At 67.2% G+C, this 25,750-nt stretch carries 23 protein-coding genes, 1 tRNA gene, 2 pseudogenes and 1 riboswitch; of the genes and pseudogenes, 9 read left to right on the forward strand and 17 right to left on the reverse strand.

Annotation, left to right across the window (positions count from 1 at the left end):
* The first annotated feature begins 56 nt into the window (after positions 1-56).
* The 7 genes from FQ137_RS11470 to FQ137_RS11500 all read left to right on the forward strand — a co-directional run bounded on the left by FQ137_RS11470 (position 57) and on the right by FQ137_RS11500 (position 7,347).
* A complete protein-coding gene (locus tag FQ137_RS11470) occupies positions 57-1,007 on the forward strand; it encodes a PAC2 family protein (RefSeq protein ID WP_149292496.1) in 951 nt (316 codons plus the stop codon).
* Between the two features lie 26 nt (positions 1,008-1,033).
* On the forward strand, positions 1,034-3,580 hold the full coding sequence (locus FQ137_RS11475) for an RNA helicase (RefSeq protein ID WP_149292497.1): 2,547 nt from the start codon (positions 1,034-1,036) through the stop codon (positions 3,578-3,580).
* Positions 3,581-3,665: 85 nt separating this feature from the next.
* A complete protein-coding gene (locus tag FQ137_RS11480; protein ID WP_188064915.1) occupies positions 3,666-4,124 on the forward strand; it encodes a DUF3817 domain-containing protein in 459 nt (152 codons plus the stop codon).
* Entirely contained in the window at positions 4,121-4,741 is a 621-nt protein-coding gene (locus FQ137_RS11485; protein WP_149292499.1) for a TetR/AcrR family transcriptional regulator, read from the forward strand. Before FQ137_RS11480 ends, FQ137_RS11485 begins: the two co-directional genes overlap by 4 nt.
* Before the next feature lie 131 nt (positions 4,742-4,872).
* Complete coding sequence (locus FQ137_RS11490; protein ID WP_149292500.1) at positions 4,873-5,688, forward strand: NUDIX hydrolase; 816 nt, start codon at positions 4,873-4,875, stop codon at positions 5,686-5,688.
* An 86-nt stretch (positions 5,689-5,774) separates the two neighbouring features.
* Positions 5,775-6,755, forward strand: coding sequence for a hypothetical protein (locus FQ137_RS11495; RefSeq protein WP_149292501.1), 981 nt, complete (start codon positions 5,775-5,777; stop codon positions 6,753-6,755).
* Between the two features lie 55 nt (positions 6,756-6,810).
* A complete protein-coding gene (locus FQ137_RS11500; RefSeq protein ID WP_149292502.1) occupies positions 6,811-7,347 on the forward strand; it encodes a hypothetical protein in 537 nt (178 codons plus the stop codon).
* On the opposite strand, the gene FQ137_RS11505 is transcribed toward FQ137_RS11500, so the two are convergent.
* Positions 7,344-7,634 (reverse strand): YchJ family protein, encoded by a 291-nt coding sequence (locus FQ137_RS11505; RefSeq protein ID WP_370452389.1) that lies wholly within the window; start codon positions 7,632-7,634, stop codon positions 7,344-7,346. The two genes, FQ137_RS11500 and FQ137_RS11505, sit on opposite strands and share 4 nt — an antisense overlap.
* A gap of 39 nt (positions 7,635-7,673) precedes the next feature.
* Positions 7,674-7,727: pseudogene (locus FQ137_RS15705) on the reverse strand (SEC-C metal-binding domain-containing protein); the annotation flags it as partial.
* Positions 7,728-7,841: 114 nt separating this feature from the next.
* On the opposite strand from FQ137_RS15705, the gene FQ137_RS11510 reads away from it, so the two are divergent.
* Positions 7,842-8,090 carry a hypothetical protein gene (locus FQ137_RS11510; protein ID WP_223146500.1) on the forward strand — a complete coding sequence of 83 codons (249 nt, stop codon included), beginning with the start codon at positions 7,842-7,844 and terminating at the stop codon, positions 8,088-8,090.
* A gap of 43 nt (positions 8,091-8,133) precedes the next feature.
* Positions 8,134-9,690: a fatty acyl-CoA synthetase gene (locus tag FQ137_RS11515; protein ID WP_149292504.1), complete on the forward strand. Its 1,557-nt coding sequence runs from the start codon at positions 8,134-8,136 to the stop codon at positions 9,688-9,690.
* Between the two features lie 13 nt (positions 9,691-9,703).
* On the opposite strand, the gene FQ137_RS11520 is transcribed toward FQ137_RS11515, so the two are convergent.
* The 15 genes and pseudogenes from FQ137_RS11520 to FQ137_RS11590 all read right to left on the reverse strand — a co-directional run.
* A complete protein-coding gene (locus FQ137_RS11520) occupies positions 9,704-10,552 on the reverse strand; it encodes an alpha/beta fold hydrolase (protein WP_149292505.1) in 849 nt (282 codons plus the stop codon).
* Between the two features lie 26 nt (positions 10,553-10,578).
* Entirely contained in the window at positions 10,579-11,403 is an 825-nt protein-coding gene (locus FQ137_RS11525) for a hypothetical protein (RefSeq protein WP_149292506.1), read from the reverse strand.
* A 49-nt stretch (positions 11,404-11,452) separates the two neighbouring features.
* Positions 11,453-14,332, reverse strand: a complete 2,880-nt coding sequence (gene gcvP / locus FQ137_RS11530; RefSeq protein ID WP_149292507.1) for an aminomethyl-transferring glycine dehydrogenase — start codon at positions 14,330-14,332, stop codon at positions 11,453-11,455.
* Between the two features lie 178 nt (positions 14,333-14,510).
* A riboswitch (glycine riboswitch) is annotated at positions 14,511-14,607 on the reverse strand.
* Positions 14,608-14,641: 34 nt separating this feature from the next.
* The gene (locus FQ137_RS11535) at positions 14,642-15,283 is read right to left on the reverse strand and encodes a MerR family transcriptional regulator (protein ID WP_149292508.1); all 642 of its coding nucleotides are present in this window, start codon (positions 15,281-15,283) and stop codon (positions 14,642-14,644) included.
* Positions 15,284-15,531: 248 nt separating this feature from the next.
* Complete coding sequence (locus FQ137_RS11540) at positions 15,532-16,032, reverse strand: bifunctional nuclease family protein (RefSeq protein WP_149292810.1); 501 nt, start codon at positions 16,030-16,032, stop codon at positions 15,532-15,534.
* Positions 16,033-16,113: 81 nt separating this feature from the next.
* Complete coding sequence (locus tag FQ137_RS11545; RefSeq protein ID WP_149292509.1) at positions 16,114-16,848, reverse strand: MerR family transcriptional regulator; 735 nt, start codon at positions 16,846-16,848, stop codon at positions 16,114-16,116.
* Positions 16,845-17,264: an FHA domain-containing protein gene (locus FQ137_RS11550; protein ID WP_188064989.1), complete on the reverse strand. Its 420-nt coding sequence runs from the start codon at positions 17,262-17,264 to the stop codon at positions 16,845-16,847. Before FQ137_RS11550 ends, FQ137_RS11545 begins: the two co-directional genes overlap by 4 nt.
* A gap of 121 nt (positions 17,265-17,385) precedes the next feature.
* Positions 17,386-17,790, reverse strand: coding sequence for a glycine cleavage system protein GcvH (gene gcvH / locus FQ137_RS11555; protein WP_149292511.1), 405 nt, complete (start codon positions 17,788-17,790; stop codon positions 17,386-17,388).
* Between the two features lie 47 nt (positions 17,791-17,837).
* Positions 17,838-18,602, reverse strand: a complete 765-nt coding sequence (locus FQ137_RS11560; RefSeq protein WP_149292512.1) for a CDP-alcohol phosphatidyltransferase family protein — start codon at positions 18,600-18,602, stop codon at positions 17,838-17,840.
* Positions 18,599-20,866 (reverse strand): accessory Sec system translocase SecA2, encoded by a 2,268-nt coding sequence (gene secA2 / locus FQ137_RS11565; RefSeq protein WP_255584166.1) that lies wholly within the window; start codon positions 20,864-20,866, stop codon positions 18,599-18,601. The genes FQ137_RS11560 and secA2 overlap by 4 nt, the downstream gene beginning before the upstream one ends.
* A gap of 116 nt (positions 20,867-20,982) precedes the next feature.
* Positions 20,983-22,122, reverse strand: a complete 1,140-nt coding sequence (locus FQ137_RS11570; RefSeq protein WP_149292514.1) for a hypothetical protein — start codon at positions 22,120-22,122, stop codon at positions 20,983-20,985.
* A 159-nt stretch (positions 22,123-22,281) separates the two neighbouring features.
* Positions 22,282-22,355, reverse strand: a tRNA-Pro gene (locus tag FQ137_RS11575).
* A 71-nt stretch (positions 22,356-22,426) separates the two neighbouring features.
* On the reverse strand, positions 22,427-23,884 hold the full coding sequence (gene der, locus FQ137_RS11580; protein WP_255584069.1) for a ribosome biogenesis GTPase Der: 1,458 nt from the start codon (positions 23,882-23,884) through the stop codon (positions 22,427-22,429).
* Positions 23,881-24,600, reverse strand: a complete 720-nt coding sequence (cmk, locus tag FQ137_RS11585; RefSeq protein WP_149292515.1) for a (d)CMP kinase — start codon at positions 24,598-24,600, stop codon at positions 23,881-23,883. Before cmk ends, der begins: the two co-directional genes overlap by 4 nt.
* Positions 24,597-25,331 (reverse strand): annotated as a pseudogene (locus tag FQ137_RS11590) (pseudouridine synthase); the annotation flags it as partial. The pseudogene FQ137_RS11590 and the gene cmk, both read right to left, overlap by 4 nt.
* Between the last annotated feature and the right edge of the window lie 419 nt (positions 25,332-25,750).

Genomic DNA, 25,750 nt, shown 5'->3' on the forward strand with positions numbered 1-25,750 from the left:
CGACCGGGCAACCCCGTACTCCCGACGGACGGGGTGTGGTGACGAGAGGAGTCGACATGGCCAGGCACAGCGATCTGTACCGAATGATCGAACCCGTTCCCGACCTGCGTTCCAAGGACGGTCGAGGGCCGATCCTCGTGCACGGACTCGAGGGCTTCTCGGACGCCGGGCAGGCGATCCAGGGCGTCGCAGAGCATTTCCGCGAGACCCTCGATTCGCAGTTGATCGTCGAGTTCGATGTAGACGAACTGGTGGACTACCGGTCCCGCCGCCCCCAGCTGAAGTACTCCTTCGACCGCTTCGCCGGCTACGACGAGCCGACGATCCAGATGCACGCCGTCAAGGCTTCCGACGGCACATCATTTCTCCTGCTGTCTGGACTAGAACCAGACCTCAAGTGGGACGGGTTCACCAATTCCGTCATCGACCTAGCGGGCGCATTCGGGGTTCGCATGTCCATCGGCCTGGGGTCGATGCCGCTCAGTGTCCCGCACACCCGTCCCACCAACGCGAGCGCCCACGCCAGCGATGTAGACCTCATCCGAGGGTTTACTGCCTGGCCCGGTGAGTTCTCCATTCCCGGAAATGTGACCTCACTACTTGAGCTTCGGATGGCCGAGCACGGTATCCCGTCCGCGGGCTTCACCGTCCACGTTCCGCAGTACCTGTCCCAGACTGCCTACCCTGCCGCTGTGCTCAATCTGGTCGACAACGTCTCGCGCCTGGGAGGACTCGAACTGCCGACTGCCGGGCTGGAGAAGGCCGCTGACGAGTTCACAAATCAGGTCAACGCTCAGATCGCTCACAATCCGGAAGTCCTCACGGCCGTCGAACTCATGGAGAAGCAGTACGACGAGTTCATGGAGACCCGCCTGGGCTCCGATTCGCTCAACCCCGGCGGCAAGCCGCTGCCCTCCGGCGACGAGATCGGTGCGGAGTTCGAGCGGTTCCTGGCCCAACATGCCGAGGACGACGAGACCGGCCACGGACCGGAGATGAAAGGCTGATCGACCCGGCGACTAGGCTCGGACCGGTGCATCTGCCCCAACTTCTCGCCGACCTCGACGACGTCCCAGCCGACCTTCACGACGAGGCGGTGTTCGACGCGTTCGTGGCGTGGGCAGCCCACCGGGGGCTGACGCCCTACCCAGCGCAAGAGGAAGCCGTCCTCGAGATCGCGGCTGGCAGCCACGTCATCCTGGCGACTCCCACCGGGTCCGGAAAGTCACTCGTCGCCCTTGGGGCCCACTTCTCGGCGATGGCACGTGGCGTCCGCAGCTACTACACCGCCCCCATCAAAGCTCTTGTCAGCGAGAAGTTCTTCGCACTGTGCGAGGTGTTCGGCGCCGAGAACGTAGGCATGCTTACCGGCGATGCTTCCGTCAACGCCGGCGCCCCCATCGTCTGCGCCACCGCCGAGATCGTCGCCAACATCGCGCTGCGCGAGGGCGGGGCGGCCGAAATCGGCCAAGTGGTCATGGACGAGTTCCATTACTACTCCGAGCCGGACCGGGGGTGGGCCTGGCAGGTGCCGCTCATCGAGCTGCCCGACGTGCAGTTCCTGCTCATGTCCGCGACCCTCGGCGATGTGGACTGGCTTTGTGATGACCTGCGCCGACGCACGGGCCGGGAGTGCGTGCACATCGGTGGTACTCAACGCCCCGTCCCCTTGTCGTTCGAATACGAGCTGAGCGGTGTCCACGAGACGGTCGAACTGCTATTACGCGACGGCAAGGCCCCCGTTTATATCGTCCACTTCACCCAGGCCGCCGCACTCGAACAAGCCCAGGCCCTGACCTCGCTCTCGGTGGCGACCAAAGAGCGGAAGACCGCCGTCTCCGAGGAAATCGGCGGATTCCGATTCACCACTGCCTTCGGCCGTACCCTGCGCAAGCTCCTGCTCCACGGCATCGGCGTCCACCACGCGGGGATGCTCCCCAAGTACCGGCGGCTGGTCGAGCGGCTCGCCCAGGACGGCCTGCTGACCGTCATCTGCGGCACGGACACCCTCGGGGTGGGGATCAACGTCCCTATCCGCACCGTTCTCTTCACTGGCCTGACCAAGTTCGACGGCCGCCGTCAGCGAGTGCTCAAAGCCCGCGAGTTCCACCAGATTGCGGGCCGCGCCGGCCGAGCGGGCTTCGACACCGAGGGGTTCGTGGTGGTGCTCGCCCCCGAGCACGAGATCGAGAACGCCAAGGCCGCCGCGAAGGCCGCCGCCAACCCCAAGAAGAAGGGCAAGGCGGGCAAGAAGAAGCCCCCCGAGGGGTTTGTCAACTGGTCCCGGTCCACGTTCGACAAACTCGTCGGCGCCCAGCCGGAACAGCTCACCAGCCGCTTCGAGGTGAGCAACTCGATGCTGCTCAACGTCATCTCCAGACCCGGCAGCTGCTACGACCACATGCGACACCTGCTGTTGTCCTCACACGAGACCCGCGCGCGGACACGTCAGCACATCTTGAGGGCGATAGAGCTGTTCCGCGGTCTCGAAGCTGCCGGGATCGTAGAACGGCTCGCCGAGCCCGACGACGACGGGCGGCACGTCCGGCTGACCGTCGACCTGCAACGAGATTTCGCTCTGAACCAACCGCTCGCACCTTTCGCGATCGCCGCGATGGAGGTCCTGGACCCGGATTCGCTCACCCCTGAGTTGGACCTCGTCTCGGTAATAGAGGCCGTTCTCGACGACCCCAGGCCCATCCTGTACGCCCAGCAGCGGGAAGCCCGCGGAGAGGCGATCGGCGCGCTCAAGGCCGACGGGGTGGAGTACTCCGAGCGCATGGAATTGGTCGAGGACATCACCTGGCCCAAGCCGCTCGCTGACCTCATCGCCGACGCCTACGACGCCTACCGCGCAGGGCATCCGTGGGTCGCCGGGATAGAACCGTCACCGAAGTCGGTCATCCGCGAGATGGTCGAACGGGGTATGACGTTCTCGGACCTCGTGTCGGCTTACGGGCTGGGCCGCTCCGAGGGCGCGGTACTGCGCTACCTCACCGACGCCTACAGGGCACTGCGACAGACCGTCCCCGCCGACCGACGCTCCGAGGAATTCGAGGATCTCGTGGAGTGGCTGGGCGAACTGGTCCGTCAGGTGGATTCGAGCCTGCTGGACGAGTGGGAACTGCTCACCGACCCGGACGTATCGTCCGCCCAGGTGGCCGAGCTCGCGTTCGGTGAATCCGCCGGGACTACGCGGCCGGTCACCGCGAACCTGCGGGCGTTCCGGGTGATGGTGCGTAACGCGATGTTCCGCCGGGTCGAACTACTGTCCCGCGACGACATCGGCCGGTTGACGGAACTCGACACCGACGTGCCCCAGCACCCCGACTGGGACTCCGAGATCGACGCCTACTGGGACGAGTACGACTCCATCGGCACCGGTCCTGCCGCCCGTGGTCCCGCACTGTTCACCATCACGGAAACAGGTCCCGGCGTCGCCACAGGTACGTGGCGCGTCCGGCAGGTCCTCGATGACCCCGAGGGTGACCATGGCTGGGCGATCGAGGGCGAGGTGGACCTTGCGGCCAGCGACGAGGCCGGCGAGGTGCGTTTCGCCTCCCTCATCCTCCACGGATGAACCCGTCGCCGACCTGGACCCGGTCAGTGGGGCCCGAGTCCGTACCATGTGCGACGAACCCCGACCCGATCGATGGAGGACAGCCGTGACCCCCCGCATCCTGTACAAGAGGCTAGCGCTGGCGGAGGTGGTCACCTGGACCCTGCTGATCTTGGGGATGATCGGCAAGTACGGTTTCGGGCTCGACTGGGCCACCATGGTCGGCGGAAGCATCCACGGATTCGTGTTCCTGTGTTACGCCGTGGCCACGGTCGCGGTCTGGACGGACAAGCGTTGGACCACCGGGACCGGTGTCCTCGGCCTGGCATCTGCCGTGATCCCCTACGCGACCGTCCCGTTCGAGCGATCGGTGGAGCGCCGCGGACTGATCGAAGGCCCATGGCGCGTCGGCCCGGGTGGTGATGCCCCGACTACGATTCCCGAGCGCACCCTGGCTTTCGCTCTCCGCTCACCGATCGTGGCGCTGCTAGTGACGCTGGTAGTGGTGGCGATCGTGTTCTCGCTGCTCCTGATGGCCGGACCTCCGACCGAGTGGTTCTCGTGACCCGGAGCCGCGAACCCGGGCGCCGCGAGCTGAACAAAGCCGACAAGCAGCGGCGCATCTACGCAGCCGCCTTGGAGCTATTCTCCCGACACGGCTACTCCACGGTCACTACCCAGGAGGTCGCCGATCTCGCCGAGGTGGGGACGGGGACACTGTTCCGATATGCGCGGTCCAAGGGCGAACTGTTGTGCATGGTCGCCAACGAGGAATTCCGCGCGATGGTCGAGACCGTCCCCGACACCGGGGACCCGGTCGATGACCTCGTCACACTGTGCGAACCGCTCCTCGTAGCGCTCGACCGGCAGCCAGAGAACATCGCGGCTTACCACCGGGAGACCCTGTTCGGGGAGCCCGGTCCGCACCGGGCGGAAGCCCAGCGCATCCTGGAGGAGTTACGCGAGCTCATCGCCGTCGTCCTCGCCGGACACTCGGACTCCTCGACCACCGAGGACAGTCTCGCCGGGCCGGCCCAGACCGTGTTCGACGTGCTCTACATGACCATCGTGCGGTGTGGGGTGGAGCGGTCCCCCGCGAGCAACAGCCGCGCGGCACTCACGGAGCAGGTCCGCCACGTGCTCTATGGAGTCCTGCCCCCGGCCGCGACCGAGTCCGCCTGACCGCCTGACCGCCGAATAACTCGGTTCTGACAAGATCCGTCCGCGCACGGGTGCTGACACGCTCGGGTGCTGACACGCCCGTTGCCGACCCCGGTGCCGGGCCCGCAAGCCCGTCGGGCGACACTGACCTCATGACCGAGGTTGACCAGACCATCGCCAGTTCAGTCAAGGACGCCTCCACCGTGATGGTGATCCGCGACTCCGCCGTCGGCCCGGAGGTGTTCGTCGCCCGCCGCGTCAAGGGGATGGCGTTCGCCGGCGGGATGACCGTGTTCCCGGGCGGAGGTGTCGACGCCGCAGACGACGACCCGGACCTCGCCTGGACCGGACCTGCCCCCAGTTGGTGGGCCGCACGCCTCGGATGCGATGAGCCCCGGGCGCGGCGTCTGGTCTGCGCAGCCGCCCGCGAGACGTTCGAGGAGTGCGGAGTCCTGCTCGCGGACCATCTGGACGGGACTGCGGTCTCCGATGCCGCGAGCTACCACTCGGCCCGGGCCGAACTCGAAGCCCACGAGCTGTCGTTCAGCGCTTTCCTCGCCCGCGAGGAGCTCTCTCTGGCCGCGGATCGCCTCCGGCCGTTCGACCATTGGATCACGCCAGCGGTGGAGAAGCGCCGGTACGACACCCGCTTCTTTCTGGCGGCCCTACCCGCGGGACAGGAACCCGACGACCAGACCACCGAGGTCGACCTCACAATGTGGGCCCGCCCCGTGGACCTGCTCGGGGATTTCCGCAGTGGCCACTCGATGCTCCTGCCGCCGACCTGGGCCCAGCTGCGCCACCTCGCGGAGTTCGCGGACGTCGCCTCGGCCCTGGCTGCTGAGCGCGCAATCGCTCCGATCCAACCGGAGATCATTGAGCACCGCGGTGGCGTCAGGGTCGGTTTCGACGGCTCCGACGAGTACTGGGCGGACTATCAGGCCGGGCACCCGCCGGTCGAGGGGTGATCGACGCGACCGGGAGGCGCATCCCGGCGGGCCGGACACCGGCGAACCGCTGACGCAGACGGCGGCTCGGTGGTTGACTGCGTTGCATGCCGGCATTCGAGTTCGACGTGGACGCGTCGATCGCGGCCGGGTGGGATCGGTTCGCCTCCCGCCTGGCCGCCCTCTTGCGTGATCTGGTCACCGGAGCCACCTTCGATCTGGCGGTGCCCGTCGTCGGCGCGCCCTCCGCCCACACGCCGTATATCCGCTTCGCCGCCGTGACACCCGGGCAGGTCGACGCCGAGGTCTCCGGGGGCGGCTCCGAGGACGCCCCCACCCCACTGCGTCCCGCACAATTGGCCCAGCTCGCGGCGCTCGGGTGGCGGGCCGCCGACTCGGATGGTCAACCCGACCACCCCGTAGGCCCCCGCGTCGCCCTACCGACGGACAGGGCGCGGGAGCTGGCCCACCTCGTGGCCGGCACCCTGGAGCAGGTCTTCGGGATACGCCACCCGGTGTTCCTTCAAGACGTCACCGACACAGACGAGGACGACGCCGCACTGCTCGAGTCGGGCGCGGCGGACGGAACCCTTGTTGAAGCTGTGAGCCCGGCCGTCGACGATGATGACTTCCGTCCACAGCCGATCACCGACCCGGACCAGGCGACCCGGGCAGTGGGGGCAGCCCTCGCCGAGGTCTACCGGCGACGAGTACGAGCCGACGAGCACGACGTGTTCACCGTCCCCGCCGGGTGTGTCGTGCTTTTCGTCCGCGCCCACCGATCCCTGCCGCTCATCGTGTTCCGCAGTCCGTTGGTGTCAGCGGTGGAGGATGTTGCCGCCGCGGAGACCGAGGTCGCGATCCTCAACCGCGACTCGTTGTGGTGCCGGTACGTGTTCGACGGCAAGTCGATCATCGCCGAGTCGGAATTCGTCGACAGGGTGTTCGTGCCGGTCAATTTCAAGATCCAGTTGGCCGAGATCTCCGCGGAACTCGACGACGTCTACCCGGATCTGGCCCGCCGGGTGGCGGGTAAATTCTGGCGGGACCTGCGAGCCTCTGACGATCCCGACTCGGGCGGGACGTAAGATCAGTCCACTGCCGGGACGGGCCCGGCGCACAATCCCGCCACAGGAGCGCCCTATGCGTCGCGCCGTCCTCGCCGCCGTGATCACGGCCGCGGCCGTCTTAACCAGTGCCTGCTCACCGACGTTTTCCGGCGAGGACCAACGTGGTGTTCCCGCTCTCACCACCGAGGCCACGGACCCCCTGCCCTCATCCCAGCAGTTCGACCGCCCGTTCCCGGTCTCCGGCGAGATGTGGGACGCCACCGTCACCGTCTCGAACCTGCGGATCGTTCCGTCTTCTGCTTACTCCGAATCGGTGCTCGTGGTGGATGTACGCGCCGTGCAGTCGTCCGGGCAGCCCGAGCTGGGCCCCGCCGACTTCTCCGCCTTCGATCCTTCGGGGAAGCCCTTCGACCGAATCGAAAACCCCGCGGGGACTGTCGAGGACCCGTTGGTCCCGTCGGTCCTGACCGCCCCTGGTCAGGAGGTCCGGGGCATGGTGGCCTGGACGGTGCCCCAAGGTGTCCGGATTGGCCGGATCGACCTGACCACCCCGGGCACGATCGGGTCGATCATCGTCACCCGCCAGCCGGACGACCCGACGCGGTCCTAATCGCTCGCCGGGTCAGAACCAGCCACGTAGGTCCATCGTCCGCCCCTGCGCTCGAAACGCGACCGCTCGCGCATCACGTTCGGCCCCTCAGCCCCGGTGTACCGGGCTTCGAACTCGACCACCCCGTCGTCGTCGCCCTCACCCCCGGCGACCACATCCACGACCGTGAGGCCGGTCCACTCCACGTCCGACGCCTCAACCGACATCGGCCTGGTCCGAGGGTGCCATGTGCGCCACAGGTGGTCCGTGCGGCCCAGCACGAATGCCGTGTACCGCGACCGCATCAACTCCTCCGCGGTCCGGGCGGGAACACCGTCCTCGACAAGTGGACCACAGCACGTCCTGAACCCGTCTGCGCTGCCACACGGGCATGTGTTCATTTCTCGACTCCGTTCCCCGGCGGTTCGGCCAGGCTACCGACGCCGCTCTGCCCCACCATCGCCTACCGCGTGGCTACCCCCCGCCTGCGCGGCAGGGCTATCCTCGCAGGTGACATGTCTACCTTCCCCACCCTTCGCTCGCTTGCGCGGCATCGTGTCGACCCCGACCTGGCACCTCTGCGCGTGCGCTCCTGCCGCGACCTGTGCAATTGGAACGCGACCCCGGTCGAGCGGCGGGGCGAGCCGCTGTTCGCGTGCCGCGGATGCGGGTCCCAGTGGGTCCCGAGCGAGCCGTGGACCCCGCGCGAGGCCAGCGGCGACATCCCCCCGGCCGTCCTGGATCTGCTCCGATCGGACGACTGACCATCAGGGTGAACGTCGTCGCAATCCGCTATAGAGTCGGACCATGACAACGTCACCGCTCCCCACCCTGTCGACAGCCAGCGCAGGGACGATCGACGCGATCTTGCGACGATCCGCCTCACGGTTCCCCAACCGGGTCGCCCTGACGTTCGCAGACCGCCGCTGGACCTACTCCGAGCTCGACGCAGCCGTCGACCGTGTCGCGACAGAGTTCGCCGACCGCGGGCTCGCCGAGGGTGCGCGAATCGCCGCATACGGGGTCAATTCCGATGCCTACCTCATCGGCTTCATAGCGTGCTCGCGGGCTGGTTTCACGCATGTCCCCGTAAACTACGCCTTGACCGGTGGGGAACTCGAATACCTTCTCGCGGACTCCGGGGCCACGCTAGTGCTGGTCGACCCCGCGCAGGCGCCAACGCTCGACGCAGTGGTGGAGACGCTGCCGTCAATCCAGACATTGTCACTGCACCCCGCCGCCGGCGAGCCCGTCGATGGCACACTGCTCGGTGCCGCATTGGACCGCCGAGAGGTCGAGCCAGTCGACTCTCCCGCATCCGGAGACGATCTGGCCCAGCTCCTGTACACCTCGGGCACCACCTCCCGGCCCAAGGGCGCGATGATGACCCACTCAGCTCTCGCGCACGAGTACGTCAGCTGCATCCTCTCGCTCGACCTCGCCGCCGACGACGCGCCGCTGGTGACGATGCCGCTATACCACTCAGCCGCCATGCATGTGTTCGCGATGCCGTACCTCTCGTTGGGTGCGACCGTGCATCTCATGGCGGCCCCCGACATCCCGGAGATCCTGCGCCGCATCGAGCAGGACAGGATCGGGTCGCTCTTCCTCGCCCCGACGGTCTGGGTGCCGCTCGCGTCCCACCCCGATCTCGATAGACGTGACCTGTCGAGCCTGCGCAAGGCGCAGTACGGCGCCTCGATCATGCCGGTCACCGTGCTCGAACGACTGCGTGCGAAGTACCCGAAACTCGGGTTTTTCAATTGTTTCGGGCAGTCGGAGATCGGTCCACTGGCGTGTGTCCTGCGACCCGACGAGCACGACGCACGCCCGGCGAGCGCCGGGCGGCCCGTATTCTTCGTCGACGCCCGTGTCGTCGACGAGACGGGCGCCGAGGTCGCCGATGGGGAGCGGGGCGAGGTGGTCTACAGGTCGCCGCAGCTGTGCCGGGGTTACTGGAACAAACCGGATGCCACCCAGGAGGCGTTCCGAGATGGTTGGTTCCACTCCGGAGACCTCGTGGTGCGCGACTCCGAGGGATTCTTCGAGGTAGTAGATCGCATTAAGGACGTCATCAACACCGGCGGTGTACTGGTGGCCTCACGTGAGGTCGAGGACGCTGTGTATCGGGACGAGCGGGTCGCCGAGGTCGCGGTTATCGGCACCCCGGACCCACAGTGGATAGAGGCGGTGACCGCGGTCGTCGTCCTCAAGGACGGGGCCCACGCGACCGGGGACGAGATCATCGCAGGCACCCGCGAGCACCTTGCGCCGTTCAAGGTCCCCAAACGGGTCGTGTTCGTCGACGAGCTGCCCCGTAATCAGTCCGGCAAGCTGCTCAAACGCGAGTTGCGGGGGGGCTGACATTCCTATTCGGTCAGATGACCCGGGCGAAGACCTCGCGTGCCACCCACGCGGGGTCCTGTTCCGGTAGCCAGTGACCGAGATCGTCGCGGTCGACGAAACGGTAGTCACCCGTCACCCGCGCCGCCGTCGCCTCGGCCCCGCTGCGCGCGATCGCGGGATCCTGCCCGCCCCACAGGAATGTGGTGGGAACTGTGACGTCGGGGAGGTCGTACCGCCGCATTGCGCGGTACCAATTGAGAGCTGCGGTCAAGGCCGAGCGCTCCCCGAGCACATTGAGATGCCGGGCGACCAGACTCGCCGGGACCTGCCCGTCGAACATGGCGCGCAGCCGGTGGGCGTCGCCATCAAGAAGCACGTCCTCGGCCTTGCCCTCCTGCCGGAGCAATCCGAAGTAGGCCGATCTAGCCTGCTGGTCAGGATCTGATTCGATCGCGGCGGAGAACGCGGCGAGATGCGGGACGGAGATGGCCGTGAGACTGGCGACCCGATCGGGGTGGTACGCGGCCAGCCACCACGCCACCGATGCGCCCCAGTCATGTCCCAGGACATGCACCCGATCGAGCCCTTGTCCGTCCGCCACGTCGAGGGCGTCCGCTGCCAAGTGCTCAATGGCGTAGTTGTGCACGCCCACCGGGCGTGCAGCGGGCGAATATCCACGCTGCATCGGGGCGACCACCCGGACGCCCTGACCTGCCAGAATCTCCGCGACCTTCTCCCATTCCCACGCCGACTCGGGGAATCCGTGCAAGGCCAACACCGTTCGAGCGTCACCGGCGTCGACCGCGCAACGGTCCGGCTCCCAGACGAAGACATCGAGGGTGCCCGCCGAGACGTCTGCGGTGGTTCTCCGGGGTTCCATGAAGCGGACCCTAGCGTGCCCCGCAATCATCGCGGGCGGCTTCCCCGATGAGCCCGGGCGGAGACGTCGGAGACGACCAACTCCCGTCGGTCGTGCCAGTTCTGTACGAGCCATATCTCGACCACCAGTGGGTCCACTGCCGCCTCGTGCGCCCACGTGGCGATCACGTCCAGATAGTGTTGATAGCGCCGTGAGGTCAGCCGGGAGGCTGAGTCGATCTCGGTCCAGCCCGCGTGGATCAGGGTGCCGATCCCTGCCGGATCCACCGGCACGATCTCCGGCGCTCCCCACGCCATGCCCAAGGACGACAGGTACAACGACGCCAACGGGTACCCCAGATCCGGAACGTCGCGGCCCGGCCGGCCTGAGGGCGCCCCGTGCCGCAGGAGGTTCATGGCCTCCGTCGGTGCGTCGAGCCAGTCCACGACCTCGTGTAGTACGAGCGGGTACCCGTGAGAGGAGACGGATTCCCGCCGGTGTCCGCCACGATCGGCGACCCGGAAGTCTGGTAGTCCCCGCCGCACACCCGAACGCAGCGGATGACCGGAGAGCCAGGCGGCACACATGTACAGGGTGACAACGGACTCCTCCAGGCTCCCCCGCGCGCGGCGACCAGCCGCCCACAGATCACTCCTGCGGAGGTAACCGGACCCAGATTCAACCCGTCCCCCGTCTGGGCCCCCGGCGACCAAGCGGAGGTCGATACTCTTCTCCGCGAGTCGCAGGTTCCACCGGTCCAGATCGATCTCGACGTACTCGTCCGCGACCAAGAGTGCCGGGGGCTGCGCGCGGCACCAGTCGCGACACGCCGCCGGGAGAGCGGGAGCTGGGTGGGGTCCGGTCATCGTCATGCCCCGCACGGTGCCATGGGGGTACGACAACGCCGGCCCCGGTGCGGTATCAGTCCTGGGCGAAGGCGTCCATTGGAGGACAGGAACAGACCAGGTTCCGGTCGCCGTACGCGCCGTCGATCCTGCGGACTGCCGGCCAGACCTTGGGGCGCCAGCTCGATCCGAGGGGATAACCGGCGATGCTGCGCGGGTACGCGTGACTCCACTCGTCCGCGGACACGCTCTCGGCCGTGTGGGGTGCGCCCCGAAGGGGGTTATCCTCAACCGTCCACTCACCGGCGGCGACCCGGTCGATTTCGGTCCGGATGGCCGCCATCGCATCGCAGAACGCGTCCAACTCGGCCAAGTCCTCGCTCTCCGTCGGCTCGACCATGAGGGTGTTGGGCACCGGGAAGCTCATGGTGGGGGCGTGAAATCCGAAGTCGGCGAGACGCTTGGCCACGTCGTCGATCGAGATTCCGACCGAGTCGATGAGCGGGCGCAGGTCGAGGATGCATTCGTGGGCGACCCACCCGCCTTCGCCGGAGTACAGGACCGGGAAGTGCTCCCCAATACGCCGGGCCAGGTAGTTGGCGCTGGCGATGGCGGTGAGCGTAGCCCGGCGAAGGCCGTCCGCGCCCATCATCCGAATGTACGCCCAGGTGATGGGCAGGATCGATGCGGAACCGAAAGCGGCCGAGGACACCACGCCACCCGTACCGAGGCCCTCTTCGTGGGGATGCCCGGGTAGGAACTCCCGAAGGTGCTCCGCCACCGCGACCGGCCCCACACCGGGTCCACCGCCGCCGTGGGGGATACAGAAGGTCTTGTGCAGGTTGAGGTGGCTCACATCACCCCCAAACCGCCCCGGACGCGCCACCCCGACGAGCGCGTTGAGGTTGGCACCGTCGATGTAGACCTGGCCACCGGCATCGTGGACGATCGCGCAGATCTCCTCGATGTCGTGCTCGTACACACCATGGGTTGAGGGGTAGGTGATCATGATCGCCGACAGATCGCAGCCATACTTGTCGACCTTCGCGCGCAGATCATCCACGTCGACGTCGCCGTTCTCACGGCACGCCACCACGACCACCTTCATCCCGGCCATGACCGCGGAGGCGGCGTTCGTTCCGTGGGCGGACGACGGGATGAGGCACACCGTCCGATTCTCCTCACCGCGCGACCGGTGGTAGGCGCGGATCGCCAGCAAGCCGGCGTACTCGCCCTGACTACCGGCATTGGGCTGCAGGCTGACCGCCGCGTACCCGGTGATGTCAACGAGCCACTTCTCGACGTCCGCGACAAGCTCCCGAATCCCGGAGTTCTGGTCTGCCGGGGCGAACGGGTGGAGACGGTTGAACTCCGGCCACGTGATCGGCTCCATCTCGGTCGTGGCGTTGAGCTTCATCGTGCATGATCCGAGCGGGATCATGGTCCGGTCCAGGGCCATGTCCTTGTCCGAGAGCGCTCGCAGGTACCGCAGCATCGCCGTCTCGGTGCGGTAGCGCAGGAACGCCTCGTGCTGCAGGAACTCACTCGTGCGATCGCCATAGGCAGGATCAACCGAGAGCTCGGGCACCGATCCGCCATTCCCGCCGAACGCCTCGAGAACGATTGCGACGTGCTCCGAGGTGGTGGCCTCGTCACAGGCGATCGACACAGTGTCGTCGTCGACCTTCCACAGGTTCACGCCGCGCGTTGCGGCCGCGGCAAGCACCTCGTCGGCGCGTCCCGGCACGCGTGTCAGCACCGTGTCGAAGAAATCGTCGTGGGCCACCTCGACGCCGACGGAACGCAGACCTTCCGCCAATGACTCGGCGTGGGCGTGCACCCTACGGGCGATAGCCGTGAGACCTTCCGCACCGTGGTAGGACGCGTACATCGCGGCCAAGACGGCGAGGAGGACCTGGGCGGTGCAAATGTTCGAGGTCGCCTTCTCGCGACGGATGTGCTGTTCGCGGGTCTGGAGAGCGAGCCGGTACGCGACCCGCCCGTCTGCGTCGGTCGACACCCCGACCAGACGACCCGGAAGGTTGCGGGCGTGTGGGCTGCGGCATGCGAGGAAACCGGCGTGCGGACCGCCGAAGCCCATCGGCACCCCGAAACGCTGGGTCGTACCGAAGCAGGCGTCCGCCCCCTTCTCCCCCGCCGGTGTCAGGACAGTCGCCGCGAGCAAATCGACACCCGCGGCGACCATGGTGCCCCGCTCGTGGCACTGCTCGATGAGCTTGGCTACGTCGGCGACACGGCCGGACGCACCAGGGGTCTGCACGAGTGCGCCGAAGAACTCGCCCTCCGGCAGCCCGTTGTCGACCAGGTTCGCGGAGACCAGTTCAATGCCCAGGGGCTCAGCGCGGGTGGCCAGGATGGCCGCTGTCTGGGGGAAGATGTCGGTGTCGACGGCGAAGCGGGAGCTCTTGGAGGAGCGGTTGGCCCGGCGCAACATCGTCATGGCCTCGGCAGCAGCCGTCCCCTCGTCCAGCATGGAGGCGTTGGCCATGTCCATACCGGTCAGGTCGGAGACCATCGTCTGGAAGTTGAGCAGCGCCTCGAGACGGCCCTGGCTGATCTCCGGCTGGTACGGGGTGTACCCCGTGTACCACGCCGGGCTCTCGATGATGTTCCTGATCAGCACCGGTGGGGTGAGGGTGTCGTAGTACCCCTGGCCGATCATTGATACGGCAACGGAGTTGCGGTTCGCGAGTTCGCGCAACGCTGCCAGGGTGTCGGCCTCCGAGAGCGGCTCAGGCAGCGCGTCGATCCCCTCCGCGCGGCCGTCCGAGCCCACCTTGTCCACGATCACCGAGGGGACGGCCCGCTGGGCCAGCTCGTCCAACGAGTTCACCCCGATGGTGTCCAGGATGCGTTCCAAGCCTGGGGCGTCGGGACCCAGGTGGCGGGCGACGAATTCGCCACCGGTCCGGGCGGTATGGGGGGACGTCGTCACAGGGTGCTCCTCGAAGGCGGGGCCGCCCGGAAGGGCGGCTGGCGGGCCGGTCTTGCCCTCTCCGCTCTGTCCCCTACCGGACGGGTGCCGGCGCCTGAGAGATTCACCGGGCCCGCGCTTTCGGCCCCAGCTTTCCCCGTGGGCGGGTGGTCGGTTCCACCGCTCTCCAGAGGCGTTCGACGACTGCACGGTCCGGGTGCCTGAGAGATTCTCGGAGAGGAGTTGCTCCTTCGGCGCCCGCGGCCGAGGCCGCGGAGCTCTCCCGTGAGTCGCGTGAACGCACGGCCGAGTCTAGACCACGGGCGCCGATCAGCCCGTGCGGCGTGAGGCGCGAGCGCGCCGGCGTGCCGCAAGCTCGTCCTCCACCGGCGTCACGATGTCGTCCTCGGACACCGTCTCCGCGGGGAATTCGGCGATCGACCCGGCGAGTTCACGCATAGCGCCCCCGATGCCGATACCGAACACGCCCTGGCCACCCTGCAGAAGGTCGAACACCTCCTCCTTGGAGGTGCACTCGAACACAGTGCGACCGTCGGAGAACAGGGTGATGGTGGCCAGGTCCTCCACCCCCCGTGAGCGGATCTGGTCCACGGCCTTCCGGATGTTCTGCAGGGAGATCCCGGTGTCGAGCAATTGCTTGACGATCTTCAGGACCAGGATGTCCTTGAACGAGTACAAGCGTTGACTGCCCGAGCCGGCCGCGTTGCGGATGGAGGGCACCACGAGGTCGGTGCGGGCCCAGTAGTCGAGCTGGCGGTAGGTGATCCCGGCGATCTGACACGCGATCGGTACCCGGTACCCGCTCGTGCCGTCCGGGATCCCATCATCGGGGAAGAGTCCGGGCTGCACCTCGTCGAAGGACCCCTGGGTGCCCTCTTCTGGGCCCCCGAAGAGGCCCTCCGTGTTCGTATCGGCGACGGACGGCTCCGAGACCCGGGTGTGGTCGGCCACGATTGCTCCCTCAAGCTGCGGGTGTCGCCACGAACATGGCGGCACGGTACCGGGCTTCGGAGCCCGGATCCTGGACGCGTGAACACCATCGGTGTAGTTCACTGGGGGCAACGCTATGCCCGCCGAGGGTCGCGATCAATAGGACACGCGGTAAACCTCAACCTCAAGTTGAAGTTGAGAGTCCGGCCTGACCTGGCAACTGGTACTGGAGTGGCCATAGGGAAAAGCAAAGTTCCAGGTCAGACGCACTAGGAGGCCGTCCCGCCTGGCTCTTCCGGTGCATCCGGCCCGCCGAGAAAGTCGTCTGGGCTCACCTGGTCGAGAAACTCGCGGAAGGCCTCGACCTCTTCCTCGCCCTGTTCCACGAGCGAGATTCCGACCTCGTCGAGGACCTCTCGGCTGACGAGTACCGGCGAGGAGGTCCGCAGCGCGACAGCCACCGCGTCGGACGGGCGGGCGGATACCCGGGTTGAACCGAACACCAATTCCGCGAAGAACGTTCCCTCGGATACTCCGACGATCTCCACCTGCTCTAGTGGATGGGAGAACGTGTCCAGCAGTGTCGCCACCAGGTCATGAGTGAGCGGCCTGCTCGGCTGCACACCCTGCTGCTGGAGGCTGATCGCCGCAGCTTCGGCTGCGCCGATCCAGATCGGAACGTAGCGACCGCCATCCTTCTCGTGCAGGATCAATACGGGCGCGTACTCCGGCTCTTCGAAACGGACGCCGACGATGTCGACCTCTCGCATGTTCTTTCCCATTTTTTCCGCCTCTCCCACGTCTCCAAGGGTAGCCCCGATCCGGTTCACCGCGGGCGGGCGCTACGCCCATCAGGACTCGAGAGCGTGCCTTACGGCGACGGTCACCAGAGTCGAATGAAGCGACACCGACAGCGCCGCGATCTCCCGCGCCAGCTCCGCGGCGCGATCACGGGCATCGGCATCGCCCTGGCGGGCCACCGGGCCGGCGATCTGTGTGATCAACCCGGTCTGGCGATCCGCCGCAGTACGAAAGCCCCTCAAATGGCGCACGTCCACCCCATGCGCGGCGAGCTCCTGTGCAGTACGCGCCAGCAAGACTGACTCCGGGTCGTAAAATCCGCCGGGTCCCGTGGCGATCAGACCGGCATCGATCAAGGCGTCGACCAGGGCCGCGTCCACCCCGGACTGCTCGACCACATTCTCCCGGGTAAGCCTCTTCAGGGAGTCGCTGCGAAAGTCGTCCGGGGTGGAGCCCGGGACGCCATCCTCCCCGGGGCGGGGCCGCAACGCAGCCGTCGACCCGTCGGCGATACCTGCGTCGAGGGCGTCGAGTTCCTGTCTGATCACTTTGAGCGGCAGGTACCGGTCGCGTTGGGCCGTCAGGACGTACCGCAGTCGCTCGCGATCCTCGACGCTGAAGCGCCGGTATCCGCTCGCAGTGCGTTCAGGGGTGACCAGCCCCTCGTTCTCGAGGAACCGGACCTTCGACACCGTCAGGTCCGGGAACTCCGGACTCAGAAGTGCGATGACGCCGCCGATAGAGAGATACTCTTCCTTCGGGGCGCCCTGTCCGGCGGCGGTCACTGCCCGGGCGTACCCGTCAGGAAGACCAGGCGGAACTTGCCGATCTGCACCTCATCGCCGTTGGACAGCGACGCCGAATCGACGGGCTCGCGGTTCACGTAGGTACCGTTCAACGAACCCACGTCGACGACGGTGAAGGATTCGCCCTCGCTACGGAACTCTGCGTGACGTCGGCTCACCGTGACGTCGTCGAGGAAGATGTCGCTGTCCGGGTGGCGTCCGGCGGAGGTCGCGTCCTGGTCGAGAAGGAACCGCGACCCTGCGTTGGGGCCACGTTTGACCACCAGCAGCGCCTGCCCCTCCGGGAGCCCTTCGATGCCGGTGACCGCCGAGTCGGACTGCGCCGCCTGCTGGTCGGACTCGTTGAGGAGTTCGGCACGGAACACGGAGGTGGTCTCGGCGGTCGCCTCGGGCATGTTCTTATTCTCGGTCACGTTCGTATCTCCTCGTCCGAGCCCCGAAGGGCTCACCGTGCGGTGCAGTTGATTCTATGTCGGACTTGCCCAGCGCGGGGCCAGGGGGGCGACAACGGCCCGCTCAGCCCGCAGTGATCTTGGCGTACCCGTCCGAGTCCAACGTCTGCTCGAGCTGGGCTTCGAGGTCGTCCACATCGGCGATCTCGAGAACGACGATCCACCCCTCACCGTACGGATCCGAGTTGACCAATTCGGGCGAGGTCTCGAGCGCCGTGTTGACCTCGACGACCTTGCCGCTGAGCGGGGCGTAGAGATCTGACACGCTCTTGGGCGACTCGACCTCTCCGAAAGGCTCACCCGATTCGGTCTCGCCGCCGACGTCCGGGAGCTGGACGAACACGATGTCACCCAACTTGGACTGGGCGTATTCGGTGATCCCGACACGCACCCGGGTGTCCGACACACGCTCGACCCACTCGTGCTCATCGGTGTACCGGAGCTGTTCGGGGATGTTCTGATCGCTCACTGACGTGCCCTTCTCGAATGGCTCACTTCGAATTCCACCTGGCGACATTACACACCGTCGGACGTCCCGACATCAGCCGATCGGGCCCCACGAGGGCGAACCGCTCGCGCAATCCTCCACGCCTGCCACACGTAGATACCCCCGCTCCAGGCGTACAGGCCGACGCCCCAGAACAGACATGCCTCCCCCACCAATTCGAGGGCTTGACCTCCCGGCACACCGGCATGGCCGGCGAGCAGCAACGGAAGCGACCAGAACAGAGCGAAGGTGGCCGCCTTGCCCAGGTACATGACCTCGGGATCGATCCCCCGCCGACGGTAGACCGGGAGCGTGGTGACCAGCAGGATGTCCCGTGCGACCAGCACCACCACGATCCACACGGGGATATAACCCGCCACCGCGAAAGTCACCGGGACAGTGGCCACGAGGATCCGGTCCGCGATCGGATCCAGTCGCTCACCCCAGGTTGAACGCATGTTCCACAATCGTGCGATCTTGCCATCGAGCCAGTCGGAGATGACCAGGACCCCGAGCAGCCATAGTGCGAGGGGCGGGTCGTCCCACGCCAGGATGCTCAGGATGAGTACGGGGATCAGTGCGATGCGAGCCAGCGAAATCGCGTTGGGCAGCGTCCAGAACCTGTCGCTGATCGCGGGCACCCGGGTCTGGGTCTCGGGGCCCAGACCGGGGGGCACCGCCGCGGAGAGGTGTCCGTCTTGCGGAGGCGGGATCCTGGCGCCCAGGACTCTGCCCTCTCCAGTCCGCCACTCGCGGAGGTCGGTCTCCCGTCTACCGTCGCGTGACGAATTCATCGGAATGTCGACATCATCCCGGAGAAGACGCTTCCACCGGCCGCCATCGGGTTGTCATGGACCATGTACGTCCATGTCGATGTGGGCCGCGCCATCGAGTTGGCCTCGAGATCCACCCCGGAGTCGGTGAACTCGATCTCGGCAAAGGTCGCCTCGGATTCGAGGACCGCGTCGGCGGCGAGATCCCGGAAGTGGTCAATCGCGATCCGATGAAACTCGTCGAGGGGATTCTCGCGCCCCAGTGCCCTGAGATGGATCGATTCCCGGACGTCGTTCATCGTCTCGAGATGTCGCGCCCATCCCCGGTCCAGATGCCACAGCATAATCTCTCTGCACCCCTGGACCACGGCGTCACGGCCGTGCTCCCGAACCAAGTGGGCACTCCGCTCCGCATCGTGCGCCGTCAGTTCGTCGAACGCCTTATCCGTGCACAGCAGTGCGGACCGTCGCTCGGCGAGGATGTCACGCTGCTCGGCGAGGAGTCTGCTGTAGCGCCACGTGTTGGCGTGGATTTCGAGCATCTGCCCCTCGTTCACCCGTTGCGCGTGATCGACGGCGTCACGCCCACGGTTGCCCTTGAGCAGCCCGGTGATTTTGTCGTGTGAGGCCGGGATCTTCTCGGGCTCGAGCGCGGAGGTCACCACGGGGTCGTCCATGGCCGCGAAGAACACCGAACTCCCCGGGTCGCCCTGACGTCCAGCCCGGCCCCTGAGCTGGTTGTCGAGCCTCTCGGTCCGGTGTCGCCCGGTGCCCACTACGTGTAACCCGCCGAGCGCCACGACCTCGTCGCGCCGGATCTCGTCCGACCCTCCGAGCCGGATGTCCGTCCCGCGGCCGGCCATCTGAGTGGAGACGGTGACGTGCCCGACGTCGCCCGCCTCGGCGATGATGGCAGCCTCCTCCTCGTCGTTCTTGGCGTTGAGGACCGAGCACTCGACCCCCTTCTCGGCGAGCCTGGCAGCCAGTTCCTCGGACTCAGCCACGTCGTGGGTGCCCACCAGGACCGGCTGGCCGGTGGCGTGGACGGCCGCGATGTGTTCAACCAACGCGCGGGTCTTGCTGTCCGTGTCGATGTAGGTACGGTCGGCCTCGTCCAACCGGATGTTCGGTGCGTTGGAGTCGATCTGAGACACGCCCAGGGAGTAGAACTCTCGCAACTGTGCGCCGGCCGCCAGCGCCGTACCGGTCATCCCGCACACCTTGTCGTAACGCCCGATGAACGCCTGGACCGTCAGACTGTCCAGAATCTGGCCTGCCTCGGACACCGGGACGCTCTCCTTGGCCTCTACCGCAGCCTGGAGCCCGTCCGGCCAACGCTGGAGCTCGGCAACCCGACCCCGTGAGGCGTTCACGAGCTGTACCCGTCCGTCGCGGACGATGTAGTCCACGTCCCTACGCAGGAGGAAGCACGCGTGGAGCGCGACGTTGACCTGGACCAGGGTCGTGCCGACATGCTCTGTGTCGTAGAGATCGGCGATGCCGAGTTCGGTCTCGATCGCCTCGGCACCGTCATCGGTGAGAAAGATATTGCGGCGCTCAGAATCGGTCTCGTAGTGCCGTCCGGGGCGCAGCTTGCGTACCGCGGCCAGCACTTCGCCTGTCGGAGCCTCCCCGGAGGTCGAGCCTGCAAGGACCAGCGGAACTAGCGCCTCGTCCACCAGCACCGAGTCGGCCTCATCCACCAGGGCGACGTCGGTCGTCGGCGAGATGAGGTCGACCGGGTTCGTCACCAGTTGCTCGCGGAGGACGTCGAATCCAATCTCCGACACCGAACCGTAGGCGACGTCGCAGGCATAGGCGGTACGTCGTTCCTCGCGAGTCGAAGACTCCGTCACGTGGCCGACCGACAACCCCAGCAGCTCGAACATAGGCCCCATCCAATGGGCGTCCCGGGCTGCGAGGTAGTCGTTGACGGAGATGACGTGGACGGTGTGCCCCTGGAGGGCGTAGCCAGCCGCCGCCACCGCCCCCGAGAGGGTCTTGCCCTCGCCGGTCGCCATCTCCACGACATCGCCGGCGAACATCCGCAGCGCACCCTGGAGCTGGACATCGAACGGCCTGAGGCCGACCGTCCGGGTGGCGGCTTCCCTGGCCAGTGCGAGGAACCGGGCGAGGTCTTCAGGCGAATCGCCGAGGAGCTGCAGGCCATGCGCGGTGTCCGCGAACTCCTCGTCGCGCAGTCCCGACGCCCACTCGTCGAAGCCGTGCGAGGCCTCGACGGCGCTCTGCGCGCGCGAGGTGTCGCGTCCCTGGGTGGAGCCCATGAGCTTCCAGAAGCGGTTGGCCAGTCCCACGCGTGGAGTCCTTCCGGTCACGAACAGTTACCCCCACCGTACGCAGGCGGGACTCGGTCGGGCATGTGCCCCGCCGGTCGCGCCGTCTAGCGCTCCGGGTCGATCTGGCCTCGCAACCTCCGCATCGCCTCCGTCGAGAGCATGCGGTCCCCCGCCCGGGCTGCGAGGTGCTCGGCGGCGAGTTCCGCAGCCGTCGGCCGGTTCGGCGCGGACGGCGGGCGCATTCCGTTGTCGCGCGCGATGCCTGCCATACGCTCCGCGTCGGCCACCACGGTGTCCGCCCGCGATTCGACCGACTCGACCAGTTCGCGGAAAGCGACCCCGCGTTCCACGACCTCTGCCCACACGGCGTCGATGGCGGCGCCCAATCCGGTGAGGGTAGTGAAACCGTCACTCGCCGGTGGAGTCCCCGCGGAAGCGGCGGCCTCACGTAGACGACACAAGTCGCCGGAGAGCCCGACCACCTCTGTCTCGGCGTCAAACTGCAGACGGATCTCCTCCACGGCGCGGCCCCCTCGCGCGTACGCGCCCTGCAGCCGGTCGTAGAGGCCGCCGACCTCCATGAGCATCGCCGTGTACATCTCCGGGATGCGGCGACGATCCGCCCGGATCCGGGGCACCGCCGGCAGGGAGGAAACCACCGACTGGACCCGTTGCGGCAGGACGACCCTGCCCATCTCGCGCTGTCCGTACGCTGCGGCGACCGTACCGAGCTCCCCGAGGGTCCTGGGCACCAGTGGGACCGGCGCCATCGTCGGGGTCGAGGCCAGTGCATCGAAGAGTCGGCCGCGGTCATCGGTGTCGAGGTGTACCCCGCGTCTGCGGTCGGCACGGATGTCCTTTATCCGGAAGGCCCAGACACCAGAACCGCGTGTGAACCCGGTCCGCAGGACGAGGTACTTCCGGTCGAGGTCTGCCAGCCGCGTGCGCAGGGCTACCCGCAGCACGGACGGAACAGCGGTGCCGAGTATCCGCCGTAGGTCGTGGCGTTGCTCCTCGATGATCCGCACCTGGTGGAAACCACCCACAGTAGGAAACGGCAGGTTGCGGTGGAGACGGCCGAGGACGACGTCGCCGATCCGCGGCTCGACCAATCCGCACGCGACGAGGAGCGCCGCCCTGTCCGTCAACTCCGCCACCGGGGGCTGCCCCTCCCCTCGGCACATCCGGTCGATATCGGACACGATCCGGTCCCGCGCCGTCTGCGGCGTGCGCTCGTCGGCCATGCCCCTCCTCGCCCGCGCGCTCGTCACGCGCCTCTCCTCACGGGATATCTACCGTCTACAACGGCCGGCATCGGGACGGTGTTCCCACCACCAGGTCCGTCATGTCGCCGAAATGGACTCAGGGCCGGCTCCCCTCCGGGAAACCGGCCCTGATCTGTGTCGGGCTGACAGGATTTGAACCTGCGACCCCTTGACCCCCAGTCAAGTGCGCTACCAAGCTGCGCCACAGCCCGTCCGCCGCCACGCTTCGCGCGGCGACTGGATCAGACTAGCGCACCGGTTCCGCCGGATTCCAATCGGCAGGTCACTTGCGCTGTCGACGCTCCTTGACCCGCACGTTCACCCTGACCGGGGAGCCGTCGAAGCCGAAGGTCTCCCGCAAGCGGCGTTCGAGGAAACGTCGGTAGCCGGCCTCGAGGAAGCCCGTGGAGAAGAACACGAACGTCGGGGGCCGGGTGGTGGCCTGGGTACAGAACCTGATTCGCGGCAGGCGACCACCACGCATGGGCGGCGGGGTGGCGGCGACCACCTCGCTCATCCACGTGTTCAGAGGCCCCGTGGGGATCCGCTTGTCCCACGAGTCCAGCGCCGTCTCCATCGCTGGCACCAGCTTGGCCACCGCACGACCGGTCTTGGCCGAGATGTTCACCCTGTGGGCCCAGCTCAGCACTCGGGACAGCTCGCGATCGATCTCCTTGTCGAGGTCGTACCGCCGGTCCTCGTCGACCAAATCCCATTTGTTGAAGGCGATCACCAGGGCGCGGCCGGCATCGGAGACCATGGAGATCACCCGGAGGTCCTGCTCGGTGATGGGCTCCGAAGCGTCGAGCAGGAGCACGACCACTTCAGCGGACTCGATCGCGCCACGGGTGCGCAATGAGGCGTAATACTCGTGCCCGTAGGCCTGGTTGACCTTACGTCGCAACCCGGCGGTGTCCACGAATCGCCAGGTTCGTCCGCCGAGTTCCACCAGGGAGTCGACCGGGTCGACGGTGGTGCCGGCGACATTGTCGACCACCGAGCGCTCCTCACCGGTGAGCTTGTTGAGCAGACTCGACTTGCCGACGTTGGGTTTCCCCACCAGCGCCACGCGGCGCGGTACATCGGTGGCCTCGCGCATCCTCGCTTTGGTCGGCAACTGCCGCAAGACCTCGTCGAGCAGGTCCGCCGTGCCGCGCCCGTGTGCGGCGGAGATGGCGTAGGGCTGGTCCAGTCCGAGGGACCAGAATTCGGCCGCCTCCATTTCCGCCTTCTCGCTGTCCACCTTGTTGACGGCGAGTATCACCGGGGTGGCGGACCGACGCAGGCTCTTGGCCACCGTCGCATCCGCGGCAGTGATGCCCACTGTGCCGTCGCAGACCAGCACGATGAGGTCGGCGGTTCCCATGGCGATCTCGGCCTGCTGGGCGATGGAGCGATGCATGCCCTTGGCATCCTGCTCCCAGCCTCCGGTGTCCTGCACCATGAAGGTTCGGCCATTCCACAGTGCCTCGTAGGAGACCCGGTCGCGAGTCACGCCAGGGACGTCCTCGACGACGGCCTCGCGACGGCCGATGATGCGGTTTACCAGGGTGGACTTGCCGACGTTGGGACGGCCCACGATCGCGACGGTGGGCAGGATCTCCACTCCCTCGGTCACCGCCCCGATATCATCGGCGAACTCCGCGGCGATCGACTCCCAGTCGGTGTCGTCGTTCCAGCCGTCCTCGATGGTCTCCTCACCGGGCCCCGTGGGCAGGTCGAAATCCTCGTTGCTGGTCACAGTGCGTTCCCTTCTGCCGCGGCGCCGTGCGACGCGTGAGTGCCCTCGGCGAGCGCGACCAGTCGGTCGAGGACCTCATCGAGGGTGAGATCTGAGGTGTCGATGACGACGGCGTCGTCGGCGGGCCGCAGGGGGCTCGCGGCTCGCGTGGAGTCCTTGCGGTCACGTTCGATGACGGCCGCCAATACGTCCTGGTAGTCCGCCTCTCGGCCGGCGGCCAGGTCCTGATCGGTTCGACGCCGGGCGCGCACCTCGGGGCTGGCGGTGAGGTAGACCTTCACCTCGGCGTCCGGGAGGACAACGGTACCGATATCCCGGCCCTCCAGGACCACTGTTCCTCCGCTGGAGGCCAGCCGCCGCTGCAGGAGTACGAGGTTCTCGCGGACCTCGGGCACGGCGGAGACCGCCGAGACGTCGGCCGTGACGCGGGCGGTGCGGATCTCATCGCTGACGTCCTCACCGTCCAACAGGATGCGCTCGGCCCCGGCGTCGGTCCCGATCTCCAGTGGCAGGTTGACGGTCGCGGCGGTTACTGCGACGGCGTCCTCGGGATCGATCCCAGCGCGTAAGACCTGCAGCGTCGCCACCCGGTACATCGCACCAGTGTCGAGGTAGGCGCCACCGATCCGGCGGGCCAGCGCGCGGGCGAGAGTGGACTTACCGGTGCCGGCGGGGCCGTCGATCGCGATGCGTCGACGAGCGGGAGAGGCGGTCACAGTCCGACCGCCCCGTACAAGTCGGAGACCTCTTTGCGGTTGAGCTTGCGGAAGGTCCCCGCGCGCTGGTCCCCGAGGGAGACGGCCCCGAACCTCGTCCGGACGAGCGCCTCGACCGGGTGCCCGACCTCGGCGAGTAGTCGCCGGACGATGTGCTTGCGCCCCTCGTGGAGCACAACCTTGACCAGCGAGCGTCCGTCGTGGATGTCGAGGACCGAGAACTGGTCGACCTTGGCGGGCCCGTCCTCGAGCGTCACCCCGTCCCGAAGTTGTTTGTTCACTCCCTTGCCGACGACGCCGGTCACGGTGGCCATGTAGGTTTTCGACACCTCGTAGGACGGGTGCATGAGGCGATGTGCCAGCTCCCCGTCGTTGGTCACCAGGAGCAGGCCCTCTGTCTCGGCGTCCAGGCGTCCGACGTGGAACAGTCGCTGCCCGGCGTCCACACGGTCGGCCACGAGGTCACCGACGCAGGGCCGGCCCATCTCGTCGGACATGGTGGTGTGGTAACCCCGGGGCTTGTTCAGCGCGAGGTGGACCAAGGTGTCGTCCAGGACGATGCGGGTCCCGTCCACACGGATGACGGCCGTGGCGGGATCGACCTTCACGCCCATCTCGCGCACCTTCTTGCCATTGACCTCCACCCGCCCGCGGGCAATGAGTTCCTCGGAAGCCCGGCGGGAGGCGACTCCGGCTTGGGCCAGGACCTTCTGGAGGCGGACCGGTGCGCCGTCTCGGCCAGCGGATTCAGTCATTGGTACTTCACATCTCTTCGTTTTCGGTGGTGGGGCCGAAGTCTGCTCCGGCCGCTAGTGGAAAGCTGTATCCCGTCATCTTCCCCGGTGAACTCCGTGGATGTATCGCGGACTGGTCGCTTTCCCAGTCGACGATCGTGACATCCGGTCCTCACGGGACGATGTCATAGCGCTCGTCGAGATACGCCGACACTGATCCTTGCAGAAATGGCTCGGTCTTCCTATATAGGATCCCCCGAGCTGGCGAGTCAATGGCGGCTTCCGCCTTCAGCCCTCGCCCTCAACAACCCGATCGTAGCGCTGTGAAAATTTCGGAGCAGTGCCTTCGGACACCGCCTCGCTCGAGTTCGTCCACGCGCACCACGATTCCCTCCGATGCACGACATCACGGCGCG

This window comes from Dietzia sp. ANT_WB102 (assembly GCF_008369165.1).
Lineage (GTDB): Bacteria > Actinomycetota > Actinomycetes > Mycobacteriales > Mycobacteriaceae > Dietzia.

What these genes read in the sequence shown, in the direction of transcription:
- FQ137_RS11470 (WP_149292496.1), top strand. Translation starts at nt 57, where the DNA reads ATGGCCAGGCACAGCGATCTGTACCGAATGATCGAACCCGTTCCCGAC.
- FQ137_RS11500 (WP_149292502.1), top strand. Translation starts at nt 6,811, where the DNA reads ATGCGTCGCGCCGTCCTCGCCGCCGTGATCACGGCCGCGGCCGTCTTA.
- FQ137_RS11540 (WP_149292810.1), bottom strand. Translation starts at nt 16,032, where the DNA reads ATGCGAGAGGTCGACATCGTCGGCGTCCGTTTCGAAGAGCCGGAGTAC.
- FQ137_RS11550 (WP_188064989.1), bottom strand. Translation starts at nt 17,264, where the DNA reads ATGCCCGAGGCGACCGCCGAGACCACCTCCGTGTTCCGTGCCGAACTC.
- FQ137_RS11510 (WP_223146500.1), top strand. Translation starts at nt 7,842, where the DNA reads ATGTCTACCTTCCCCACCCTTCGCTCGCTTGCGCGGCATCGTGTCGAC.
- FQ137_RS11495 (WP_149292501.1), top strand. Translation starts at nt 5,775, where the DNA reads ATGCCGGCATTCGAGTTCGACGTGGACGCGTCGATCGCGGCCGGGTGG.
- secA2 (WP_255584166.1), bottom strand. Translation starts at nt 20,866, where the DNA reads ATGGGCTCCACCCAGGGACGCGACACCTCGCGCGCGCAGAGCGCCGTC.
- FQ137_RS11525 (WP_149292506.1), bottom strand. Translation starts at nt 11,403, where the DNA reads ATGACGATGACCGGACCCCACCCAGCTCCCGCTCTCCCGGCGGCGTGT.
- FQ137_RS11490 (WP_149292500.1), top strand. Translation starts at nt 4,873, where the DNA reads ATGACCGAGGTTGACCAGACCATCGCCAGTTCAGTCAAGGACGCCTCC.
- FQ137_RS11515 (WP_149292504.1), top strand. Translation starts at nt 8,134, where the DNA reads ATGACAACGTCACCGCTCCCCACCCTGTCGACAGCCAGCGCAGGGACG.
- FQ137_RS11520 (WP_149292505.1), bottom strand. Translation starts at nt 10,552, where the DNA reads ATGGAACCCCGGAGAACCACCGCAGACGTCTCGGCGGGCACCCTCGAT.
- FQ137_RS11570 (WP_149292514.1), bottom strand. Translation starts at nt 22,122, where the DNA reads ATGGCCGACGAGCGCACGCCGCAGACGGCGCGGGACCGGATCGTGTCC.
- FQ137_RS11560 (WP_149292512.1), bottom strand. Translation starts at nt 18,602, where the DNA reads ATGAATTCGTCACGCGACGGTAGACGGGAGACCGACCTCCGCGAGTGG.